Below are 19,125 nucleotides of genomic sequence, written 5' to 3' on the forward strand. Positions count from 1 at the left end.
ACCGTGCTGGCACCGGTTGTGCTCCGCAATCACAGATACGCGGATAAAGACCGACTTTGTTTTTATCTGATGCTGAGAAAAGGCGGCCTCGCGCGGGTGTGCCTTTAGCCTGAAATGCGAAGGGCCCGGAACCGATACACGGCTCCGAGCCCTTTGCTGTCGGTTCTCACGGAGGAATCGAACCCGAGTCCTCCTCTACCCTCACCCCGTCCCTCTCCCGAAGGGAGAGGGGTTGTTGTTCGTGGTGAGGGGGTGGTGCTTCACGCCGCCCTCGACGGCTCCGGCGTCATGTAGTCCTCGATCGGCGGGCACGAGCACACCAGCTTCCGATCTCCCAACACGTTGTTCAGTCGGCCCACCGCCGGCCAGAACTTGTGGTCCACCACCCACTGCGCCGGGAACGCCGCCTTCTCGCGCGAGTACGGCCGGTTCCACTCCTGCGCCGTGATCACCCGCGCCGTGTGCGGCGCGTTCTTCAGCACGTTGTTGTCCCTGGGCGCCTTCCCATCCTCGATCTCGCGGATCTCCTCGCGGATGGAGATGAGCGCGTCGCACAGGCGATCCAGCTCCGCCCTCGACTCGCTCTCCGTCGGCTCGATCATCAACGTGCCCGCCACCGGGAAGGACACCGTGGGCGCGTGGAAGCCGTAGTCCATCAACCGCTTGGCCACGTCCTCCACCTCGATGCCCGCCGTCTTCTTCAGGTGCCGCAGGTCCACGATGCACTCGTGCGCCACCCGGCCCCGCTTGCCCCGGTACAGCACCGGGTAGTGCGGCTGCAGCCGCTCCGCGATGTAGTTGGCGTTGAGGATCGCCATCTTCGTGGCCTTCGTCAGCCCCTCCGCCCCCATCATCGCGATGTACATCCACGAGATGACCAGGATGCTCGCGCTGCCCCACGGCGCCGCGGAGATCGCCCCGATGCCCTCCTTGCCCCCCGTGGAGATGACCGGGTGCGCCGGCAGGAAGCGCGTCAGGTGGCTCGCCACGCAGATGGGACCCATGCCCGGGCCTCCACCACCGTGCGGGATGCAGAACGTCTTGTGCAGGTTGATGTGGCAGACGTCCGCGCCGATCTCCGCCGGCTTCGTCAGCCCCACCTGCGCGTTGAGGTTCGCGCCATCCATGTACACCTGACCGCCGCGCTCATGGACGATGGAGCAGATCTCCTTGATCTCCTCCTCGAACACGCCGTGCGTGGACGGATAGGTCACCATCAGGGCGGCCAGTTTGTCCTTGTGCTCGTCGGCCCGGACGCGCAGGTCCGCCACGTCGATGTTGCCGCTCTCGTCGCATTTGACGACGACCACCTTGTAGCCCGCCATCACCGCCGACGCAGGGTTGGTGCCGTGCGCCGACGAGGGAATGAGGCACACGTCGCGGTGACCCTGGCCCCGGTGCTGCTGGTAGGCGCGGATGACGAGCAGGCCCGCCAGCTCGCCCTGGCTGCCCGCGTTGGGCTGCAGGGACACGCCCGAGAAGCCCGTCACGGTGGCCAGCATCTGCTCCAGCTGCTCGAACAGGACGCGGTAGCCCGCCGCCTGCGAGCTGGGCGCGAACGGATGCAGCTTGCCGAACTGCGGCCACGTCACCGGAATCATCTCCGCGGTGGCGTTGAGCTTCATCGTGCACGAGCCGAGCGGAATCATCGAGTGCGTGAGCGACAGGTCTCTCGACTCGAGGCGGCGGATGTACCGCAGCATCTCCGTCTCGGAGTGGTAGCTGTTGAAGACCGGGTGCGTGAGGAACGGGGTGGTGCGCCGCAGGCCCTCGGGCAGGGTGCTGCGCAGCTCCGCCCCCAGCTCCTCCAGGGTGAAGCCCAGGGGCTTGCCACCGGCGAACACGGAGAGGATGGCCTCCACGTCGGACGGACGGGTGGCCTCGTCGAGGCTCAGCCCCACGGCGCGCTCGTCGATGCGGCGGAAGTTCATCCCCTTGGCCTCGGCGGCCGACAGGATGGCGCGGATGTGCGGCGGCGCGGCCTCGACACGCAGCGTGTCGAAGACGTTCTCGTAGTTGGCGCCGTAGCCCAGCTTCGTCAGGCCGCGCGCCAGCAGCACGGTCAACCCGTGCACGCGCTCGGCGATGGACTTCAGCCCCTTGGGCCCGTGGTACACGGCGTACATGCCGGCCATGATGGCCAGCAGCACCTGCGCGGTGCAGATGTTGCTCGTGGCCTTCTCGCGGCGGATGTGCTGCTCGCGCGTCTGCAGCGCCATGCGCAGGGCGGGACGGCCCTCGGCGTCCGAGGACACGCCAATGATGCGGCCCGGCATCACGCGGGTGAAGGCGTTCTTCGTGGCGAAGAAGGCCGCGTGCGGACCGCCGTAACCCATGGGCACGCCGAAGCGCTGGGCGCTGCCCACCGCCACGTCCGCGCCGAACTCACCCGGCGGGGTGAGCATGGTGAGCGCCAGCAGATCCGTGGCGACGATGAAGAGCGCCCCGGCCGCGTGCAGCTTCTCCCCGAAGGCCCGGTAGTCGTGCACCACGCCATCGGTGGCCGGGTACTGCACCAGCCCGCCGAAGTACTTCTTCGCGCTCAGGTCCACCGTGCGGTGGTCGCCCACCACGACTTCAACGCCCAGCGGATGGGCGCGGGTGCGCACCACGTCGAGCGTCTGCGGGTGGCACGTCTCGGAGACGAAGAAGGCGCCTCCGGTGCCCTCGCCCTGGGTGTGCAGCGCCAGGGCCATGGCCTCGGCGGCGGCGGTGCCCTCGTCGAGCAGGGAGGCGTTGGCCACCTCCATCCCCGTGAGCTCCATCACCATCGTCTGGTAGTTGAGCAGCGCCTCCAGACGGCCCTGGGCGATCTCCGCCTGGTAGGGCGTGTACTGGGTGTACCAGCCCGGGTTCTGCAGGATGTTGCGCAGGATGACGTTCGGGGTCTGGGTGTCGTAGTAGCCCATTCCGATGAAGGACCGGAACAGCTGGTTCTTCGCCGCGATGGTCTCCAGCACCGCGAGCGCGTCGTGCTCCGACTGGGGCGCCGCCATCTTCAGCGGCTCCTTCGAACGGATGGCAGCGGGCACCGTCTGGTCGATGAGCTCGTCCAACGAGCCCACGCCCACGGCCTTCAGCATCCCCTGCAGTTCCTTCTCATCCGGCCCGATGTGCCGGTCGGCGAACGACTCCTGGTATTTCCAGTTCAAGGACATAGATCAGCACTCGCGGTGCGGGTGAAACGAAGGGACCGGAGATAACAGCCGGGCCGGGCCTGTTCTCACCCGGAAGCGTCAGGAGTTCTTCAGCAGGTTCTCGTACGCGCTGGCGTCCATGAGGCCGGCCAGCTCCTTGGTGTCCGAGGGCTCGAGCTCGACGATCCACCCCGCCCCGTAGGGGTCCGAGTTGATCGTCTGGGGGCTGTCCTTCAGGGCGTCGTTCACCTTCACCACCTTGCCGGTGAGCGGGGAGAAGAGATCCGACACGGCCTTGGTGGACTCGATGACGCCGAACTGCTTGCCAGCGGTGAGTGTGGCGCCCACCTTGGGCAGCTCCACGTACACCACGTCACCCAGGGCCTCCTGGGCATGGGAGGTGACGCCCACCACCACGCGGTTGCCCTCGATTCGGGCCCACTCGTGCTCCTTCGTGTACTTGAGATTCTGCGGAATGTTGCCGGCCATGTCCGTGCTCCTCGGTAGGGATGCTCAGGGCTTGGGAATGCTCAGGACTTCTTCCAGAAGGGGGTCTTCACCACGACGGCGGGCACCGGACGGCCGCGGATCTCCACGTCGAAGGTCGAGCCCTCGGTGGCCAGCCCGGTGGGCACGTAGCCGATACCGATGGGCTTCTTCACCATGGGGCCCATGGTGCCGCTCGTCACCTCGCCCACCCGCTGCCCGTCCTTGAGGATGGGGTAGCCATGGCGGGGAATGCCGGAGCCGGTCAGCTCGAAGCCCACCAGCTTGCGCTTCACGCCCTCGGCCTTCTGCTTCACCAGCACGTCCTGACCGATGAAACCGCCCTGCTTGTCGAGCTTGCAGATCCACCCCAGCCCCGCCTCCAGGGCCGTGTGGTTGTCGTCGATGTCGTTGCCGTAGAGGGCGAACTTCATCTCCGTGCGGAGGCTGTCGCGGGCGCCCAGGCCGCAGGGCTTCACGCCATCCTGCTGGCCCTCCTTCAGGAGCGCCTCCCAGAGCTTCTCCGCCTCACCGGGCGCGCAGTACAGCTCGAAGCCGTCCTCGCCGGTGTAGCCGGTGCGGGAGATGATGCACTGCACGCCAGCGACCTGGCCCTCGGTGAAGCGATAGGTGCCAATCTTGGAGAGGTCCACCCGCGTGAGCCGCTGCACCAGGCCGGGGGCCTTGGGGCCCTGCACGGCGATCTGCGCGAAGTCGTCGCTGCGATCCACCGGCTTCACGCCCTGGGCGCGCGCCTGCATCCAGGCGAAGTCCTTGTCCTTGTTGGAGGCGTTGACGACGATGAGGATCCGCTCGGGCGAGAAGCGGTACGCCACCACGTCATCCACGAAGCCGCCCTGGTCATTGAGCAGGCCGGCATAGAGGGCCTGGCCGTCCGCGGCCTTGGAGAGGTCGTTGGTGATCAGCCGATTGGCCGTCTCGAGGGCACCGGGACCGGAGAACTCGATCTCCCCCATGTGAGACACATCGAAGAGACCGACGGCGGTGCGCACGGCCTCGTGCTCGCCGATGACGGAGCTGTACTGCACCGGCATGTCCCAGCCCACGAAATCCACCATGCGGGCGCCCAACCTGCGGTGGGCCTCGTTGAGCGGCGTACGCCGGGCAACCATGTGTTCTCTCCTGGGAGGGGGTGTAAAAGCGGCGCGGACTATAGCCGCGCACTTCCTTCAATCAAGGCTCTCGGGGATACACCTGGGACGATCTAGACTGCTCGCGTCATGAAGATCCGCAATCGTTTGAATCCGTCCAACCCGTGCTTCTCATTTGAGTTCTTTCCACCAAAGACCGATGAAGGCACGGCCAACCTCTTGAAGACGCTGGAGGACCTGGCGCTCCTGGATCCAGGGTTCGTGTCCGTCACCTACGGCGCGGGCGGCAGCACACGGGACAAGACGGTGGAGCTCGTCACCCGCATCAAGCGCGAGACGGGCATCGAGGCCATGGCGCACCTGACGTGCGTGGGCCACACGCGCGACGAGCTGCGCGAGGTGCTGCACCGGCTCGCGCAGGCGAAGATCGAGAACGTGCTGGCGCTGCGGGGAGATCCGCCCCAGGGGCAGAAGACGTTCGAGCCCGTGCCCGGAGGCCTGCGCAACGCCACCGAGCTGGTGCGCTTCATCCGGGAGGAGGACTTCAACTTCTGCCTGGGCGGGGCGTGCTATCCGGAAGGCCACGTGGAGACCGGCTCGCGTGACGAGGACCTGAAGCACCTGAAGGCCAAGGTGGACGCGGGCCTGGACTTCGTCATCACCCAGCTCTTCTTCGACAACGCCTTCTACTTCGACTTCGTGGAGCGGGCGCGCCGCATCGGCATCAACGTGCCCATCGTCCCGGGCATCATGCCCATCACCAACTACGAGCAGGTGCAGCGCTTCACGCGCATGTGCGGGGCGACGGTGCCCATGCGGCTGACGCTCCAGCTGGAGCGCGTGAAGGATCAGCCGGAGGCGCTGGTGCAGCTGGGCGTGGCACACGCCACGGTGCAGTGCATGGAGCTGCTGTCGCGCGGCGTGCCGGGCATCCACTTCTATACGCTCAACAAGTCTCCGGCGACCCGGATGATCGTGAGCGCGCTGCGGGCCCGCTCATGAGTGGACCCGGACTGAACGTCCCGCCGGGAGATCCGCGGCTGCCCGCGCTGCGCAGGCTGCGTCCGCCGGCGTTCCTGCTGCTGTGCGTGGGCGTGCTCGACATCCTCTTCTGCGTGGGGGTGCTCGTGGCCATGTTGCTCGGCTTCCAGATGCCGACGGGAGCGGATCCATCCGTCGTCCAGCAGGCCCAGCCGGTGACGTGGTCGCTGATCCTCACCATCCTGGGAGCGGTGGTCGCCCGGGCGTTGAGCATCTGGGGCGCATGGAGCGCCTTCAGCCTGCGCAGCTGGGGCCTGGTGGTGGTGGGCTCCGTCACCGCCATGCTCCCGCTGGCTCCCGCCTGCTGCATGGGTGTCCCCGTGGGCGCGTGGATGCTGTTCACGCTCAACGCTCCCGAGGTGCGACAGCACTTCACCTAGCGGACACGCAGTGCCCCCCTTTATCCTCGCCGCGCACCCGATACAGGCCCGAGGGGGGCACTTCATGGAACACCGGTACGCAGACATCAACGGCATCCGCATGCACTACGTGACGCACGGTGCCGGCGAGCCCATCCTCTTCCTCCATGGTTTCCCCGAGTACTGGGGCGTCTGGAAGAAGCAGCTCGAGGAGCTGGGCAAGGACCACCTGGTCATCGCCCCGGACATGCGGGGCTACAACCTGACCTCCAAGCCGACCGAGGTCGAGCAGTACCACGTCGAGCACCTGGTGGCGGACATCCGCGCGCTGGCGGACCACCTGAAGCTCAAGAAGTTCACCCTCGTCTCGCAGGACTGGGGCGCGCTGGTGGGCTGGAGCTTCGTGCTGCGCCACCCCGAGTACGTGCGCCGGTTCGCCACCATCAACATCACGCACCCCGCCCTCTTCAACAGGGATCTGCGCGAGAACCCCGCCCAGCAGCAGGCCAGCCAGTACATGCTGCTCTTCCGCTCGCCCCAGGCCGAGCAGGCCATCATGGCCGATGACTACGCCTTCGGACGGCAGGCGATGATCGGGGCGGCCCGGCAGCTCGGCGCCCAGATCTCCGCCGAGGACGAGGCCGAGATGATCGCCGCCTGGAAGCAGCCGGGCGCCATCACCGGCGGTCTCAACTACTACCGGGCGGCGAAGCTCGGTCCGCCGGACGGACAGGGCGGTCAGGGTGGCAGCAACCTGTTGGACGGTCTGAAGCCGCAGCAGCTCGAGGTGCACCTCCCCGTGCTCTTCATCCACGGAGAGCAGGACACCTACCTGTTGCCATCGGGTCAGAAGGGGCTGGAGGAGCTCGTGAAGCACCTCTCCATCAAGCGCATCCCCGATGCCGACCACTGGGTCTCCCTGGAGAAGCCGGCGCTGCTCTCGCAGTACCTGCGCGAGTTCATGCGGGAGAAGTAGCTGGTCATCCGCGGATGAACCGTGTAGGCCCCCTCTCCCTCTGGGAGAGGGCTGGGGTGAGGGTCGTCCCAAGTCCATCCGTGAGGAGCACGCCGTCTTGTTGAAGAGGGAAGACCGTCGCGATCTGGGCAGACTCGGCCTGTTGGTGGCCGTGTACGGCCTGGCATTCGCGCCGGTGCTCCACGCCGTCTACGGACACGGGGAAGCACAGCCCTCCTCCGCCAGGCCCTCGGCGCGGGGTTGGATCTCCCACGAGCACCCCGCTCCACACGACGAGAGCCAGCCCCACTCGCACGACCCCTCGGGCAAACACGGAGACGAGGGAACGCCGGCCGGCCACACGCACGGCGTCGGCAGCGTCGAGCACCTCCAGGCGGTGGCGCTGCCCTCGATCGCCCTGCCCCGGATGCAGGTCATCTGGCTCGAGGCCGGCACCCGGCACCTGGGCCAGGAGCGCCCGCGCTCCGGCGAGCCGCTCCGTCCGACCGCGATGCCCCAGGCGCCGTAGGAGACACCGACGTCCCAGAGTCGGTCCGTCTTCTTCGTCTCCTCATCTTCGCATCGAGGTCGTTCTTCCATGCTGTCCTCTCGCGCGGCCCGGCTGGCCGCGATCGCCACGGTTGTGTCCGCTGTTCCGTCGTTCGCCCAATCCCCCGAAACGGATTCCCCCACCCTCTCGAGCACCCCCCCCGGGGAGACCGCACCCCGGGCCGAGCCCTCCACCCCGGTGGAGCCCGCGACGCCTCCAAGCCTCGTGCCCGAACCCGTGCCGCCCCCGGTGGCCGAGCCAGTGCCCCCCGCCCTCACGCCGCCGTCGGAGCCCTCGGGCATGAGTACGACGGTGACGGCGAAGAGGCCCTTCACGGCGGCCTCGTCCTCCTCGGTGCGGGACCGGGACTTCCTGCTGCGCCCGCGCCCGCGCCCGGCGGACATCCTCCAGGTGGTGCCCGGCTTCTACACCGTGCAGCACGCGGGCGGAGGCAAGGCCAACCAGTACTTCCTGCGCGGTTTCGACGCGGACCACGGCACGGACGTGGCGCTCTTCGTGGACGGCGTGCCCGTCAACATGGTGAGCCACGGGCACGGCCAGGGCTACGCGGACCTCAACTGGATCATCCCCGAGCTCATCGAGCGCGTGGAGGTGCGCAAGGGTCCCTACTTCGCGCAGGACGGGGACTTCGCCACCGCGGGCGCGGTCAACCTGGTGACGCGCCGTGACTTCGAGTCCAGTCAGGTGACGCTGGGCGGTGGCTCCTTCTCCACCTGGCGCGGGATGTTCGTCGCCGCTCCGGAAATGGAGGGCTGGAGCCCCGTGGTGGCCGGGCAGGTGTACGGCACCAACGGCCCCTTCCTCAACCCGGAGAAGATGGAGCGCTACAGCCTCTTCACGAAGGTGACGCGGCGGATCTCCGACCACTCCACGCTGTCCCTGGCGCTCACCTCGTACGGGAGCGGCTGGAACGCGAGCGGCCAGGTTCCCCTGCGCGAGGTGAACGCCGGCCGGCTGAATCGCTTCGGCACGGTGGACGACTCCGAGGGCGGCAACTCGCAGCGCCACAGCGCCTACGCCACCTGGCGCACCCTCACCCGCGATGACGGCGAGGTGAACGTCATGGCGTATGGCATCCAGTACCGGCTCAACCTCTACTCCAACTTCACCTTCTTCAGCGCCGACCCCGTGAACGGGGACATGATCGAGCAGAACGACAAGCGCACGGTGCTGGGCTTCAACGCCAGCTACCGCTTCCGGCGCAAGTGGGGTGGCATCTCCTTCGACACCACCATCGGCACGCAGGTGCGCTCCGACAACATCGAGAACGGCCTGAGCCAGGACAAGGCGCGCAAGCGGCTGGCCACCGTGGTGGACGCGAACATCCTCGAGGGCAGCCTCGGCGTCTACGCGCAGGAGGACATCGTCTTCACGCCGTGGCTGAGGGCGGTGCTCGGCCTGCGCGCGGACTCCTTCGGCTTCGACGTGGACGACCACATGGAGGACATGGCCGCGCTCGGGACGAAGAGCTCCGGAGTGGAGCAGGCCTCGCGTGTCTCGCCCAAGGCCAGCCTCGTGCTCAGCCCGCTCTCCAACACCGACCTGTACGTGAACTTCGGCCACGGCTTCCATTCCAACGACGCGCGCGGCGTGGTGCGCCAGCCCGAGCCGGTGACGCCACTCACGCGGGCCCGGGGCTACGAGCTCGGCGCGCGCACGCGGCTGTTCGACCGGCTGGACCTGGCGGGCTCGGTGTTCCAGCTCGACCTGGACAGCGAGCTCGTCTGGGTGGGCGACGCGGGCGCCACCGAGGCGCGCGGTGCCACCCGCCGCCAGGGCGTGGAGGCCGAGGCCCGGCTGAAGGTGCTTCCCTGGCTCTTCGCGGACGCGGACCTCACCCTGTCTCGCGCCACCTACGTGCAGAACGCCGGCAACGGTGACGCGGTCGCGCTCGCCCCCACGCTCATCCTCGCGGGCGGCGTGTCCGCCCGTCACCCGAGCGGCTTCTACGGCCGGCTCGGCGTGCTGCACCTGGGCGACCGCCCGGCCACCGAGGACCGCTTCCTCATCGCCGAGGGCTTCACCCGCGTGGACGCGGCGCTGGGCTACCGGGGCTCCTTCTACGAGGTGAACGTGAGCGTGCAGAACGCGCTCAACACCCCGTGGCGCGAGGCCCAGTTCGCCAACGTCTCGCGGCTGCAGTCCGAGGCGGGTCCGGAGAGCTGTCCGGCGGGCACTCGGCCCGCGGGCGAGGGGGATGCCTTCGAGGGGTGTGAGGATCTCCACTTCACCCCCGGCGCGCCCCTCAACGCGCAGGCGAGCGTGAGCTTCTTCTTCTAACGCCCGCGGAGTGCGAGGAGCTCCTTCAACAGGGGCTCCACCAACTCCGTGCCGCGCAGGGCGTTGCGCCACCGCTCCGGGATGGTCTGGATGCCGTCCCGGAGCCCGGCGATGCCGCCCGCCACCGCCGCCGTCGTATCCGTGTCGTGCCCGAGCATGATGGCCGCCTTCACCACGCGCTCGTAGGGCCCCGCCGCCATGCAGTCGCGCGCCGAGTGCAGGCAGTCCACCACGTACCCGGTCCCCCTCCCCGTGTCCGGCGAGTCCGGCCGCACCGCCGACTCCAGCTCCGTGCGCTGCTCCAGGGGCTCGGGGTACAGCTCGCGGAAGGTGGCGAGGGCGTCCGCCCACGCGTCCGCGGAGCCCTCCAACGTCCTGCGGGCCCAGAGGCAGTAGAGCGCGCAGCACACCTGCGAGCGCATGTGCCCGTGCGTCACCCGGGACTGGAGCATGGCGTCCCTCGCCAGTGCCGCGTCGTCTCCCCGATGCCAGAGCGCCAGCGGCAGGACCCGCATCAGCGAGCCGTTCCCGTTGGCCCGCTCGCCACTCGGACCGGCCTTCAGCGCGGGGACTCCCGCTCGGACGTTCGCCAGGGCCTCCCGCGTCTGGATGCCCACGTCGAACACCTCGTAGTCCACCGCCATGTACCCGAGCTCGTACCAGTTCACGAGCCGCCGCCCCAGGTCCTCCAGGTCCAGCGTCTTCCGGTAGAGCAGCGAGGCCAGCAGGCACAGCGCGTGCGCGCCGTCGTCCGACCACGTGCCCGGCGGGACGGACTCGTGGGCCCGCGAGAATCCGGCCGGGGGCTCGAATTCGATCAGCTCGGGGGCGGGAATCCGCTCGGGCGGGTGGAACTCATAGGGGACTCCGAGTGCGTCTCCGATGAGCAGCCCGTAGAGACCGCCTTCGATTCGTTCCTGGTAGGTTGGCATCGCGGATTCCCTCGCGCCTCCATCCGCCAGTCTCATCCAGACCCGACGACCTCGCCACCGGATGTTCCGAGTGTCTCCTGTGAGACGCTCGCCCGCTCCACGCGCGTGTGGCTGCCTCGAAAATTCCCGTCGTCACTGTGACGGACTCCGGACACGCCTTCAGCGAGGATGATCCCAAGGGATTCGGCCACGCCATCCTCCAATTCCTCTAGCATTGGGAGTGACAGTCTTTTTGTTCCAAGCGGCCAACAGGTCCGCCTAGAAAGCAAGCATGACCACTCCTCTGCGCATGACCGACTTCTCGCCCGAAGGTCCAGCCACGGCTCACCCCACGCGCTGGCCCCAGCCCAAGAGCCCCGCGGCCATGACCGACCCCCAGACCGAGGCCCAGGTCGAGGCGTTGCTGGCCAGACTCAGCCTCGAGGAGAAGGTCGGCCAGGTGATCCAGGGAGATCTCAACTCGATCGAACCGGAGGATCTACGAACCTATCCGCTGGGCTCCGTCCTCGCCGGTGGTAACTCCGGACCGCACGGCGACGACCGCGCGTCCGCCGCCAAATGGCTGAAGATCGCGCGCGAGTTCCGCGCGGTGTCGCTCGAGAGCCGTCCGGGCCACACGCCCATCCCCGTCATCTTCGGGGTCGACTCCGTGCACGGGAACAACAACATCCCCGGTGCCACCCTCTTCCCGCACAACATCGGCCTGGGCGCGATGCGAGATCCAGCGCTGATCCGTCGCATCGGAGAAATCACCGCCCTGGAGAGCGCCGTCACCGGCATCGACTGGACCTTCGGCCCCACCCTGGCCGTGCCCCGTGATGACCGCTGGGGCCGTACCTACGAGGGCTACTCCGAGGACCCCGAGGTGGTGGCGAGCTACGCGGGCCCGATGACCCTGGGGCTCCAGGGCGAGCTGCGTCCGGGACAGCCGCTGGCGCGAGGCCATATCGCCGGCTCGGCCAAGCACTTCCTCGGCGACGGCGCCACCAAGGGCGGCAAGGACCAGGGCGACACCGACATCTCCGAGGAGGAGCTCATCCGCATCCACGGCGCGGGCTATCCCCCGGCCATCAACGCCGGCATCCTCTCGGTGATGGTCTCCTTCTCCGGTTGGAACGGGGTCAAGCACACCGGGAACAAGAGCCTGCTGACCGACGTGCTGAAGAAGCGCATGGGCTTCGACGGCTTCGTCGTCGGCGACTGGAACGCCCACGGCCAGCTGCCCGGCAGCACCACCGAGAACTGCCCCCAGGCGCTCAACGCCGGGCTCGACATGTACATGGCCCCCGACAGCTGGAAGGGGCTGTACACCAACACGCTCGCCCAGGTGCGCAACGGGGAGATCTCCCTGGAGCGTCTGGACGACGCCGTGCGCCGCATCCTCCGCGCCAAGATCAAGACCGGCCTGTTCGAGACGGAGCGCCCGCTGGAAGGCAAGCTCGAGCTGCTCGGCGCGCCCGAGCACCGGGCCGTCGCGCGCGAGGCCGTGGCCAAATCGCTCGTCCTGCTGAAGAACGAGGGCGTGCTGCCCATCAAGTCGTCCGCCCACGTCCTGGTGGCCGGTGACGGCGCCGACGACATCGGCAAGCAGTGCGGCGGCTGGACCATCAGCTGGCAGGGCACCGGCAACACGAACAGCGATTTCCCGGGCGGACACTCCATCTACGCGGGCATCCGCGACGCGCTGAAGGCCGGTGGCGGCACGGCCGAGCTGAGCGTGGACGGCTCGTTCACGAAGAAGCCCGACGTCGCCATCGTGGTCTACGGCGAGAATCCCTATGCCGAGTTCCAGGGCGACGTCGCCACGCTCGAGTACCAGCCCGGCAACAAGACCGATCTCGCCCTGCTGCGGAAGCTCAAGGCCCAGGGCATCCCCGTGGTGTCCGTGTTCCTGTCGGGACGGCCCCTGTGGACGAACCCGGAGATCAACGCCTCGGACGCCTTCGTGGCCGCGTGGCTGCCCGGCTCCCAGGGCGAGGGCGTGGCCGATGTCCTGATCGGCGACCGCGACGGCAAGCCCCGGCGCGACTTCGTCGGCAAGCTGTCCTTCTCCTGGCCCAAGAAGGCCCTGCAGACGCCGCTGAACCGGGGCGACGCGAACTACGACCCGCAGTTCCCCTACGGCTACGGCCTGTTCTACGCCCAGCCCACCCGCCTGGGGGCGCTGTCGGAGGATCCGGGCCCCACCCTCGCCGCGGCGAACACGGACCTGTTCTTCGGCTCGGGCAAGGTGGTCGCCCCCTGGTCGCTGGTGCTGTCGGAGGCGGGCGGATCCAGCCCCGCCCTGATGGGCAACGGCGAGACCGCGAGCCGCGCGGTCGTGGTCCAGGTGGTCGACGCTGGCGCCCAGGAAAATGGCCGCAAGCTGACGTGGTCCGGAGCGCAGCAGGCCTCCGCCACCATCACCGGCCTGCCCGTCGACCTCAGCCGCCACACCACGGGAGACATGGCGGTCGCCATCCGCTACCGCCTCGACCGCGCGCCGACGGCTCCGGTGATGATGACGCTGACGGGAGGCAACCGCTCCGCCTCGCTCGACATCACGAAGCTGCTGTCGCAGGGCTCCCCGAAGGAGTTCCGGACCCTCAAGATCAAGCTCAGCTGCTTCCGCGAGGCGGGCGCGGACATGTCGTCGGTGACCTCTCCCTTCACCCTGACGACTTCGGGAGCCCTGAGCCTGACCTTCACCGACCTGCGTCTGGCCACCAACGAGGGCGACGCCGTCTGCCCTTGAGCACCGCCTCGCCGCTCAGCCCATCAGCCGGTTGAGGCTGAGATCCAAGCGGCTCTGCACCAGGCCCAGGAGGCTCTCCAGCTCGGAGCCGGCGAGGTTCAGCCGGGAAGCCAGCTCCGCGCGGGTGAGCTTCAGCAACCGCTCCCGGGCCTGGGCCACGCGGCGCGCCACGCCCGAGCGGGACTCGCCGTACATCGTCGAGAGCCGGTCCATGGTGAGGCCATGGAGGTGGTGCAGGCGCAGCAGGGCACGCTCCCGCTCGGGCAGGGCCGCCAGCGCCTTGCGCAGCGCCTCGGCGAGCGCCTGACGCGAGTCCTCCCGGAGCAGATCCCGCTCCGGATCATCCGAGGCGAGCATCTTCGCGAGCACCTCGGGCGGCTCGTCGAAGAGCGTCTGGCGCCCCTGCTGGCTCGCCAGCTCGCCGGCGATGCGCGAGGCGATGATGCGCACCCATGCCAGCAGCGGGCCCCGGCCCGAGTAGTCGGCGATGCGCGGAGGAGTGTCCCCGCGTCCCAGCAGCAGCCGCTCGCGGAGCACCTGCAACACCTCGTCCACGGTGGACTCCGGCAGCGAGCCGAGGCGGGAGGGAACCCTGCGGAGGATGTGCTCCTCGAAGGCGTGGAGGGCCAGGCGCACGCCCTCCGCGCAGGCGCACGCCAGATACAGATCGGCGGCATGGAGCTGGCGCAACGCCTCCCCGGAGCCTTCCGTCAGATGGCGGGCCAGGTGCCGGATGAACCGCTCCGCCGCCAGCGGGACGGAGGGCCACTGCGCCCGTGCCGCCGCCCAGTGCTCGCGCAGGAGCGTCTCCAGCCCTTCCACCTGCTCCAGCGCGGCGCACCGCTCCGGCGGCGCGTGGGCTCGCAGCAGCGCCGAGAGGGACTCCGGGTCTCTTTCCTCACTCATGGTGTCTCCCCTCGCCGCCAGGCCATCACCTGCCGCAGCTCCATGCGGGCCCGGAGGCCCAGTCCCTCCATCCGCGTCCGGGCCTCCTCGGCCAGCTCGGTGGCGCGGGCACGATCCGGGGCCTCGCCCCGCTCCGTGAGCGCACGTGCCAGCAGGAAGGAGGCCCACGCCGCGTCCAGGGGATCCCTCGGGGCACTCAAGTGGAGCAGCCGGGCCCGCTCGAGCAACGGCACCGCCTGCTCCGGAGCGCTCCGAGCCAGGTGCGCTTCCCCGAGGCAGGCCAGATCCAACGCGACATCCGGGGACTGCTCGCCCTGCACCCGCGCGTCCACCTGCAATGCGCGCTCACAGTCCTCGAGCGCCTTGCCGGGCGAGCCGGTGGCCAGCTCGAGCCGCGCCAGGGGACGCAGCGCGGCCGTGACGGACGCGGCCTCCGAACCACTCTCCTTCTCCCACAGCCGCAGGGCGCGCGTCAGATCGCGCCGCGCCTCCTCGTAGCGGCCCGCCAGGAGGTGGACCTCCCCCAGGCTGGCCAGGGGCGAGGCGGCGCGCGGCGTGTCCGGACCCAGCGCCCGCTGGACGCGCTGCAGGGCCTCCTCGAGATAGGCACGCGCCTCGTCCAACCGCTGGGAGTCCTGGGCCACCCGCCCCAGCTCGTTGAGCACGGTCGCCGTGTTGGGGTGGTCCTTGCCCTTGCTTCGCTCGAAGATGGCGAGCGCCCGCTCCAGGTTGCGCCGCGCCTCGTCGAGCTGGCCCAGGCTGCGCTGGACGGCGGCGAGGTTGTTGAGCGGAGCGGCGAAGCTGGGGTGATCCGCGGGGCGGGTGGCCTCCAGCAGGGCCAGGGAACGGCGCCACGTGGCGACCGCCTCCTCGCGCCGCCCCAGCTCCAGCAGCGAGATGGCGATGTTGTTGAGGTTGAGGGCCAGGGCGGGGTGCTCGGTCCCCCAGACCCGCTCGCGCAGCTCCTGGGCCTGGCGGAACAGCGCCAGCGCCTCCGCGTGGCGGTGCTGGCGGGTGCGGACCCGGCCGAGGCTGGAGACGAAGTAGGAGGTGCGCACGCTGTCCGGGCCACGCGACTGACTGGAGAGCTCCAGGCCCCGCGAGAGCTCCGCGTCCGCCTGCTCCAACCTGTCCTGGCCCAGCAGCATCACGCCCAGGCGCAGACCCAGGTCCGCGGCCATGGCCGGGAAGCGCTCGCGTCCCAGCCGCTCCACCGCGGCCCGGGCGTGCTGGGCCACCCGCTCCGCGTCCTCCGCGCGTCCCGCCTGATCCCCCACGGCCCAGATGAGGAAGATCCACACGCGCGCGGTCATCTCGTCGTCGCGCCCGGCCTCGGCGGCCCAGAGGGCGCGGTAGAAGCTCTCCTCGGCGTCCTTGAGCTTGCCGCCCAGGCCCTGGAGCTGGCCATGGGTGACGAGCACCTCCGCCTCCAGCGGGCGGTAGTCCAGCCCCTGGATCTCCTGGAGGAGCGAGGCCGTCACCACGAGCCCCTCGGAGTACCGGCCCGCATCCAGGCGGACCCTGGCCTCGGCCAGCTTGCGCCGCACCGCGTCCACGCGAGGGCGGAGGGCATCCGGTGGCTGCGGGCGGAGCGCGCTCGCGGGAGCGTCCTTGCACGCGGCGAGCCCTTCGAGCGAGGCCACCAGGTGCTGCGCGCGCTGGATCGTCTCCGAGTCCGCGCGCTCCAGGACATCGGTGACGGCGGCGAGCTGCCAGAGCCGGGCGTCGAGACACACGGCCGTCTGGGAGGCGCTCGTCGAGGTATCGCCCTCCTCGATCGCCATGCATGCCTCGGCGCGCAGGGTGCGCCACTGCGCGGCATAGGCGTCCAGCTCCCTGGAGCTCCGCTCCCACGCGGAGAGGGCGAAGGGCTTGCCGTTGGCGAGGAAGGCGGCGTGTGCCCGCTCCCGCCGCTGGGGACTCCAGGCCGCGTCGAGCCGCTCCACCTCCTGCGCGCAGCGCACCTCGCGGCGGTGCACCGCCCCGACCTGCAGCCCCACGCCCAGCACGGCGGCGGCGAGGAGGCAGCCGGCGACCCAGAGACGCGCGCGCCGGGGACACGAGGTGAGGGCCTCCAGCAGGGCCTCCATGGAGGGGAAGCGCTCCTCGGGCCTGGGCCGGAGCCCTCGCAGCACCACGCGCCTCAACCAGGCGGGCACCCGGGTGTCGCGCCTGGCCGGACGCACCTGCCCGTCGCGAGCGGCCCGGCCGAGCTCCTCCAGGCTGGTGCCCTGGAAGGGCCGCTCTCCATGCAGGGCCTCGTAGAGGGCAACGCAGAAGCTGAATTGATCCGAGAGGGCATCCGCCTTGTGGCCCTGGAGCTGCTCCGGAGCCATGTAGGCCGGCGTCCCCAGCAGCGCGCCCGTCCGGGTGAGCTCGGCCTCCTCCTCCACGGGAAGGGACTCCCGCGACGACGCGGCCTCGCCGGACGCCTCGGATTGGTCCACGGAGCAGGCCAACCCGAAGTCCGTCACCCGGACCCGCCCATCCCGGCCGACGAGGACGTTGGCGGGCTTGAAGTCCCGGTGCACCAACCCCGCCCTGTGCGCGGCCACCAGCCCCCGCCCCGCCTCCACGAAGACGTGCAGCACCTCGCGCCAGGAGCGCGGCTGGCGCAGCCACTCCGCCAGCGTGGTGCCCTCCACCAGATCCATGGCCACGAAGATGCCGTCCCCGCACGTCCCCACGTCGTGCACGGCGACGACGTGGGGATCCGACAGCCGTGCCAGCGCCTGCGCCTCGCGCAGCAGCCTGCGCCGCAGCTCCTCTACCTGACGGCCCTCGGGGCGCAGCACCTTGATGGCCACGCGCCGCTCCAGCTCGGGATCCCTCGCCGCGTACACCACGCCCATGGAGCCCTGGCCGATCCGCTCGAGCACCACGTAGCGCGACAGGGTAGCGCCCGGAGCCAGCTCCGCACCGGGCTCGCCAGGACTCAACGGCTCCGGCAGGGAGCTGGCCCCCGCGGCCAGGGCCCGCTGGCAGTCCGCGCACCCTTCCATGTGCGTGAGCACCAGCGCCCGCCGCTCCTCGCGGAGCGCTCCCCCGAGAAAGTCGCCCAAGGTCGTCTCGCTCGGACACCCCATTCGGCTTGGAAGGTTACCACTGTTTTTCCGACTTCTCACGACTCAATAACCGGCCTCCCGGACGGGCCGTGGTGAGGAGGAAGGCGTCACGAGAGCCGTTCCAGGGGAAACGGGGGCCCAGCAGGTCTCCCGTCGTGTAACCGACGATGAAGACCTCTCCGCACGCGTCCACCGCCACGGCGTTCGGGTGGTCATCCCCCGCGCTGCCCCATTGCCGGGCGAGGAGGAGCTTGCCCTCCGGGTCGAACTTCATCAGGAAGACGTCGTAGTCACCCCGGTTGCCCTGGGCGGGATCCACCGCGCCCAGCGTCTCGCCCACCACGAGGATGTTGCCCTGGGCGTCCACCGCCATGTCCGTCACCCATTCGGACCCCTCGGAGCCGAACTGGGTCGTCCAGACGGGCTGGCCGGTCGACGTGTCCAGCACTCGCACCACCACGTCCTGCTCGCCGTAGGCCTGCGTCCCCAGCCGAGCGAACGTGGAGCCCGCGATGAGCAGACTCCCATCCGCCCGGAGGTGGGCGGCCTGCATCATGTCCATGCCGATCGTCGTCTGCCGCCACGGGGAGCCGAGCTGACCGGTGGCGTTGTCGATCTTCCGCACGAAGGGGCCATCCTGGGTGCCATTGGAGTTGGTACCCGTGACGTAGATGGCCGAGTCCCCCTGGGAGTCCACGGCCAGACCGCCCAGCATGTCGGAGATGGAGGTGTCGAACTGCCGCCACCAGACCTCGGCCATCGACCTGCCCTCCTCCGCCCACCGCAGCTTCAAGACGAAGGGGTCCTCCCACCGCTCCACGTAATTGCCGCCAGGCGGCACGTAGACGTCGTCGTACCCGCTGACGATGAGGTCTCGATGGGCGTCGAAGTCGAGCCGGTTCGGGTGCTGCGGGCGCTCCGTGCCACCCTGATAGAGAATCACGTCTGATTCGGAGCCGCGGGGCCCAACGATGAAGATGTCTTGCGCGCCCCTGGGGGTGAAACCCTCGAAGGCGCCGGTGGTACGGCCCGCGAAGTAGAGAGCGCCGGTGTCCGGATGGAATGCCAGCGCATCGAGGGTCTCGGTGGCATCCGGGATGTCGAACACCTTCTTCCCGATCGTGGCTCCGTCGGCCCGCCCCATCCTCCACAGCACGCCGCGTGAGTCTCCCGAGGGATCGAACCTCGACGCTCCGACGTCTCCATTCTCATACCCGGCGAGGAAGAGCGTGCCCTGGGAGTCGACGGCCACGTCCAGGAACTCCTCGCCCTTCTCCGTTCCGAGCATGAAGCCCTCGCCGCTCCACAGCGGAGAGTCCTCGGGCACCTGGAAGCAGCCGTTGGGAGTGACACCGCCCGCGTCGGGAGTACCGGCGGGAGAAGGCTCACCCGTGCCCGGACAACCCGTCAAAACCAGAACCAGGAACACCACACCCATCCGAATCGACATGAGCACCCCCCTCTTTCCACCCGGCTCCCTATGCTCCGCGGGCGATCGAATCCAGGATCTTTTCGCGGGCGGTGCTGGGGATGAAGGACTGGGAGAG

General features: G+C 69.4%; 13 protein-coding genes. 6 read left to right on the forward strand and 7 right to left on the reverse strand.

Annotation, left to right across the window (positions count from 1 at the left end; genetic code table 11):
* Positions 1-260: 260 nt before the first annotated feature.
* The 3 genes from gcvP to gcvT form a co-directional block, all read right to left on the reverse strand.
* Positions 261-3,158: an aminomethyl-transferring glycine dehydrogenase gene (gene gcvP / locus JRI60_RS32425; protein ID WP_204219802.1), complete on the reverse strand. Its 2,898-nt coding sequence runs from the start codon at positions 3,156-3,158 to the stop codon at positions 261-263.
* 78 nt (positions 3,159-3,236) lie between these two features.
* Positions 3,237-3,626 (reverse strand): glycine cleavage system protein GcvH, encoded by a 390-nt coding sequence (gcvH, locus tag JRI60_RS32430; protein ID WP_204219803.1) that lies wholly within the window; start codon positions 3,624-3,626, stop codon positions 3,237-3,239.
* A 41-nt stretch (positions 3,627-3,667) separates the two neighbouring features.
* The gene (gcvT, locus tag JRI60_RS32435; RefSeq protein WP_204219804.1) at positions 3,668-4,756 is read right to left on the reverse strand and encodes a glycine cleavage system aminomethyltransferase GcvT; all 1,089 of its coding nucleotides are present in this window, start codon (positions 4,754-4,756) and stop codon (positions 3,668-3,670) included.
* A 108-nt stretch (positions 4,757-4,864) separates the two neighbouring features.
* Here gcvT and metF point away from each other — a divergent pair, with 108 nt between their 5' ends.
* The 5 genes from metF (at position 4,865) to JRI60_RS32460 (ending at position 9,941) form a co-directional block, all read left to right on the forward strand.
* The gene (metF, locus tag JRI60_RS32440) at positions 4,865-5,737 is read left to right on the forward strand and encodes a methylenetetrahydrofolate reductase [NAD(P)H] (protein WP_204219805.1); all 873 of its coding nucleotides are present in this window, start codon (positions 4,865-4,867) and stop codon (positions 5,735-5,737) included.
* Positions 5,734-6,156, forward strand: a complete 423-nt coding sequence (locus tag JRI60_RS32445; protein ID WP_204219806.1) for a hypothetical protein — start codon at positions 5,734-5,736, stop codon at positions 6,154-6,156. Before metF ends, JRI60_RS32445 begins: the two co-directional genes overlap by 4 nt.
* Before the next feature lie 64 nt (positions 6,157-6,220).
* The gene (locus tag JRI60_RS32450) at positions 6,221-7,111 is read left to right on the forward strand and encodes an alpha/beta fold hydrolase (RefSeq protein ID WP_204219807.1); all 891 of its coding nucleotides are present in this window, start codon (positions 6,221-6,223) and stop codon (positions 7,109-7,111) included.
* Between the two features lie 97 nt (positions 7,112-7,208).
* Positions 7,209-7,619: a hypothetical protein gene (locus JRI60_RS32455; protein WP_204219808.1), complete on the forward strand. Its 411-nt coding sequence runs from the start codon at positions 7,209-7,211 to the stop codon at positions 7,617-7,619.
* Positions 7,620-7,940: 321 nt separating this feature from the next.
* Positions 7,941-9,941: a TonB-dependent receptor gene (locus tag JRI60_RS32460; RefSeq protein WP_204219809.1), complete on the forward strand. Its 2,001-nt coding sequence runs from the start codon at positions 7,941-7,943 to the stop codon at positions 9,939-9,941.
* On the opposite strand, the gene JRI60_RS32465 is transcribed toward JRI60_RS32460, so the two are convergent.
* Entirely contained in the window at positions 9,938-10,873 is a 936-nt protein-coding gene (locus JRI60_RS32465) for an ADP-ribosylglycohydrolase family protein (protein WP_204219810.1), read from the reverse strand. The two genes, JRI60_RS32460 and JRI60_RS32465, sit on opposite strands and share 4 nt — an antisense overlap.
* 271 nt (positions 10,874-11,144) lie before the next feature.
* Here JRI60_RS32465 and JRI60_RS32470 point away from each other — a divergent pair, with 271 nt between their 5' ends.
* Positions 11,145-13,607 (forward strand): glycoside hydrolase family 3 protein, encoded by a 2,463-nt coding sequence (locus JRI60_RS32470; protein WP_204219811.1) that lies wholly within the window; start codon positions 11,145-11,147, stop codon positions 13,605-13,607.
* A gap of 15 nt (positions 13,608-13,622) precedes the next feature.
* On the opposite strand, the gene JRI60_RS32475 is transcribed toward JRI60_RS32470, so the two are convergent.
* Genes JRI60_RS32475 through JRI60_RS32485 form a run of 3 tightly spaced genes read right to left on the reverse strand, consistent with a single transcriptional unit; the run spans position 13,623 to position 19,028 of the window.
* Positions 13,623-14,513, reverse strand: a complete 891-nt coding sequence (locus JRI60_RS32475) for a sigma-70 family RNA polymerase sigma factor (RefSeq protein WP_204219812.1) — start codon at positions 14,511-14,513, stop codon at positions 13,623-13,625.
* On the reverse strand, positions 14,510-17,599 hold the full coding sequence (locus tag JRI60_RS32480; RefSeq protein WP_204219813.1) for a tetratricopeptide repeat protein: 3,090 nt from the start codon (positions 17,597-17,599) through the stop codon (positions 14,510-14,512). The genes JRI60_RS32475 and JRI60_RS32480 overlap by 4 nt, the downstream gene beginning before the upstream one ends.
* A 13-nt stretch (positions 17,600-17,612) precedes the next feature.
* Positions 17,613-19,028 carry an SBBP repeat-containing protein gene (locus JRI60_RS32485; RefSeq protein ID WP_239469832.1) on the reverse strand — a complete coding sequence of 472 codons (1,416 nt, stop codon included), beginning with the start codon at positions 19,026-19,028 and terminating at the stop codon, positions 17,613-17,615.
* Positions 19,029-19,125: the final 97 nt, after the last annotated feature.

It is taken from the genome of Archangium violaceum (assembly GCF_016887565.1).
Classification (GTDB): domain Bacteria; phylum Myxococcota; class Myxococcia; order Myxococcales; family Myxococcaceae; genus Archangium; species Archangium violaceum_B.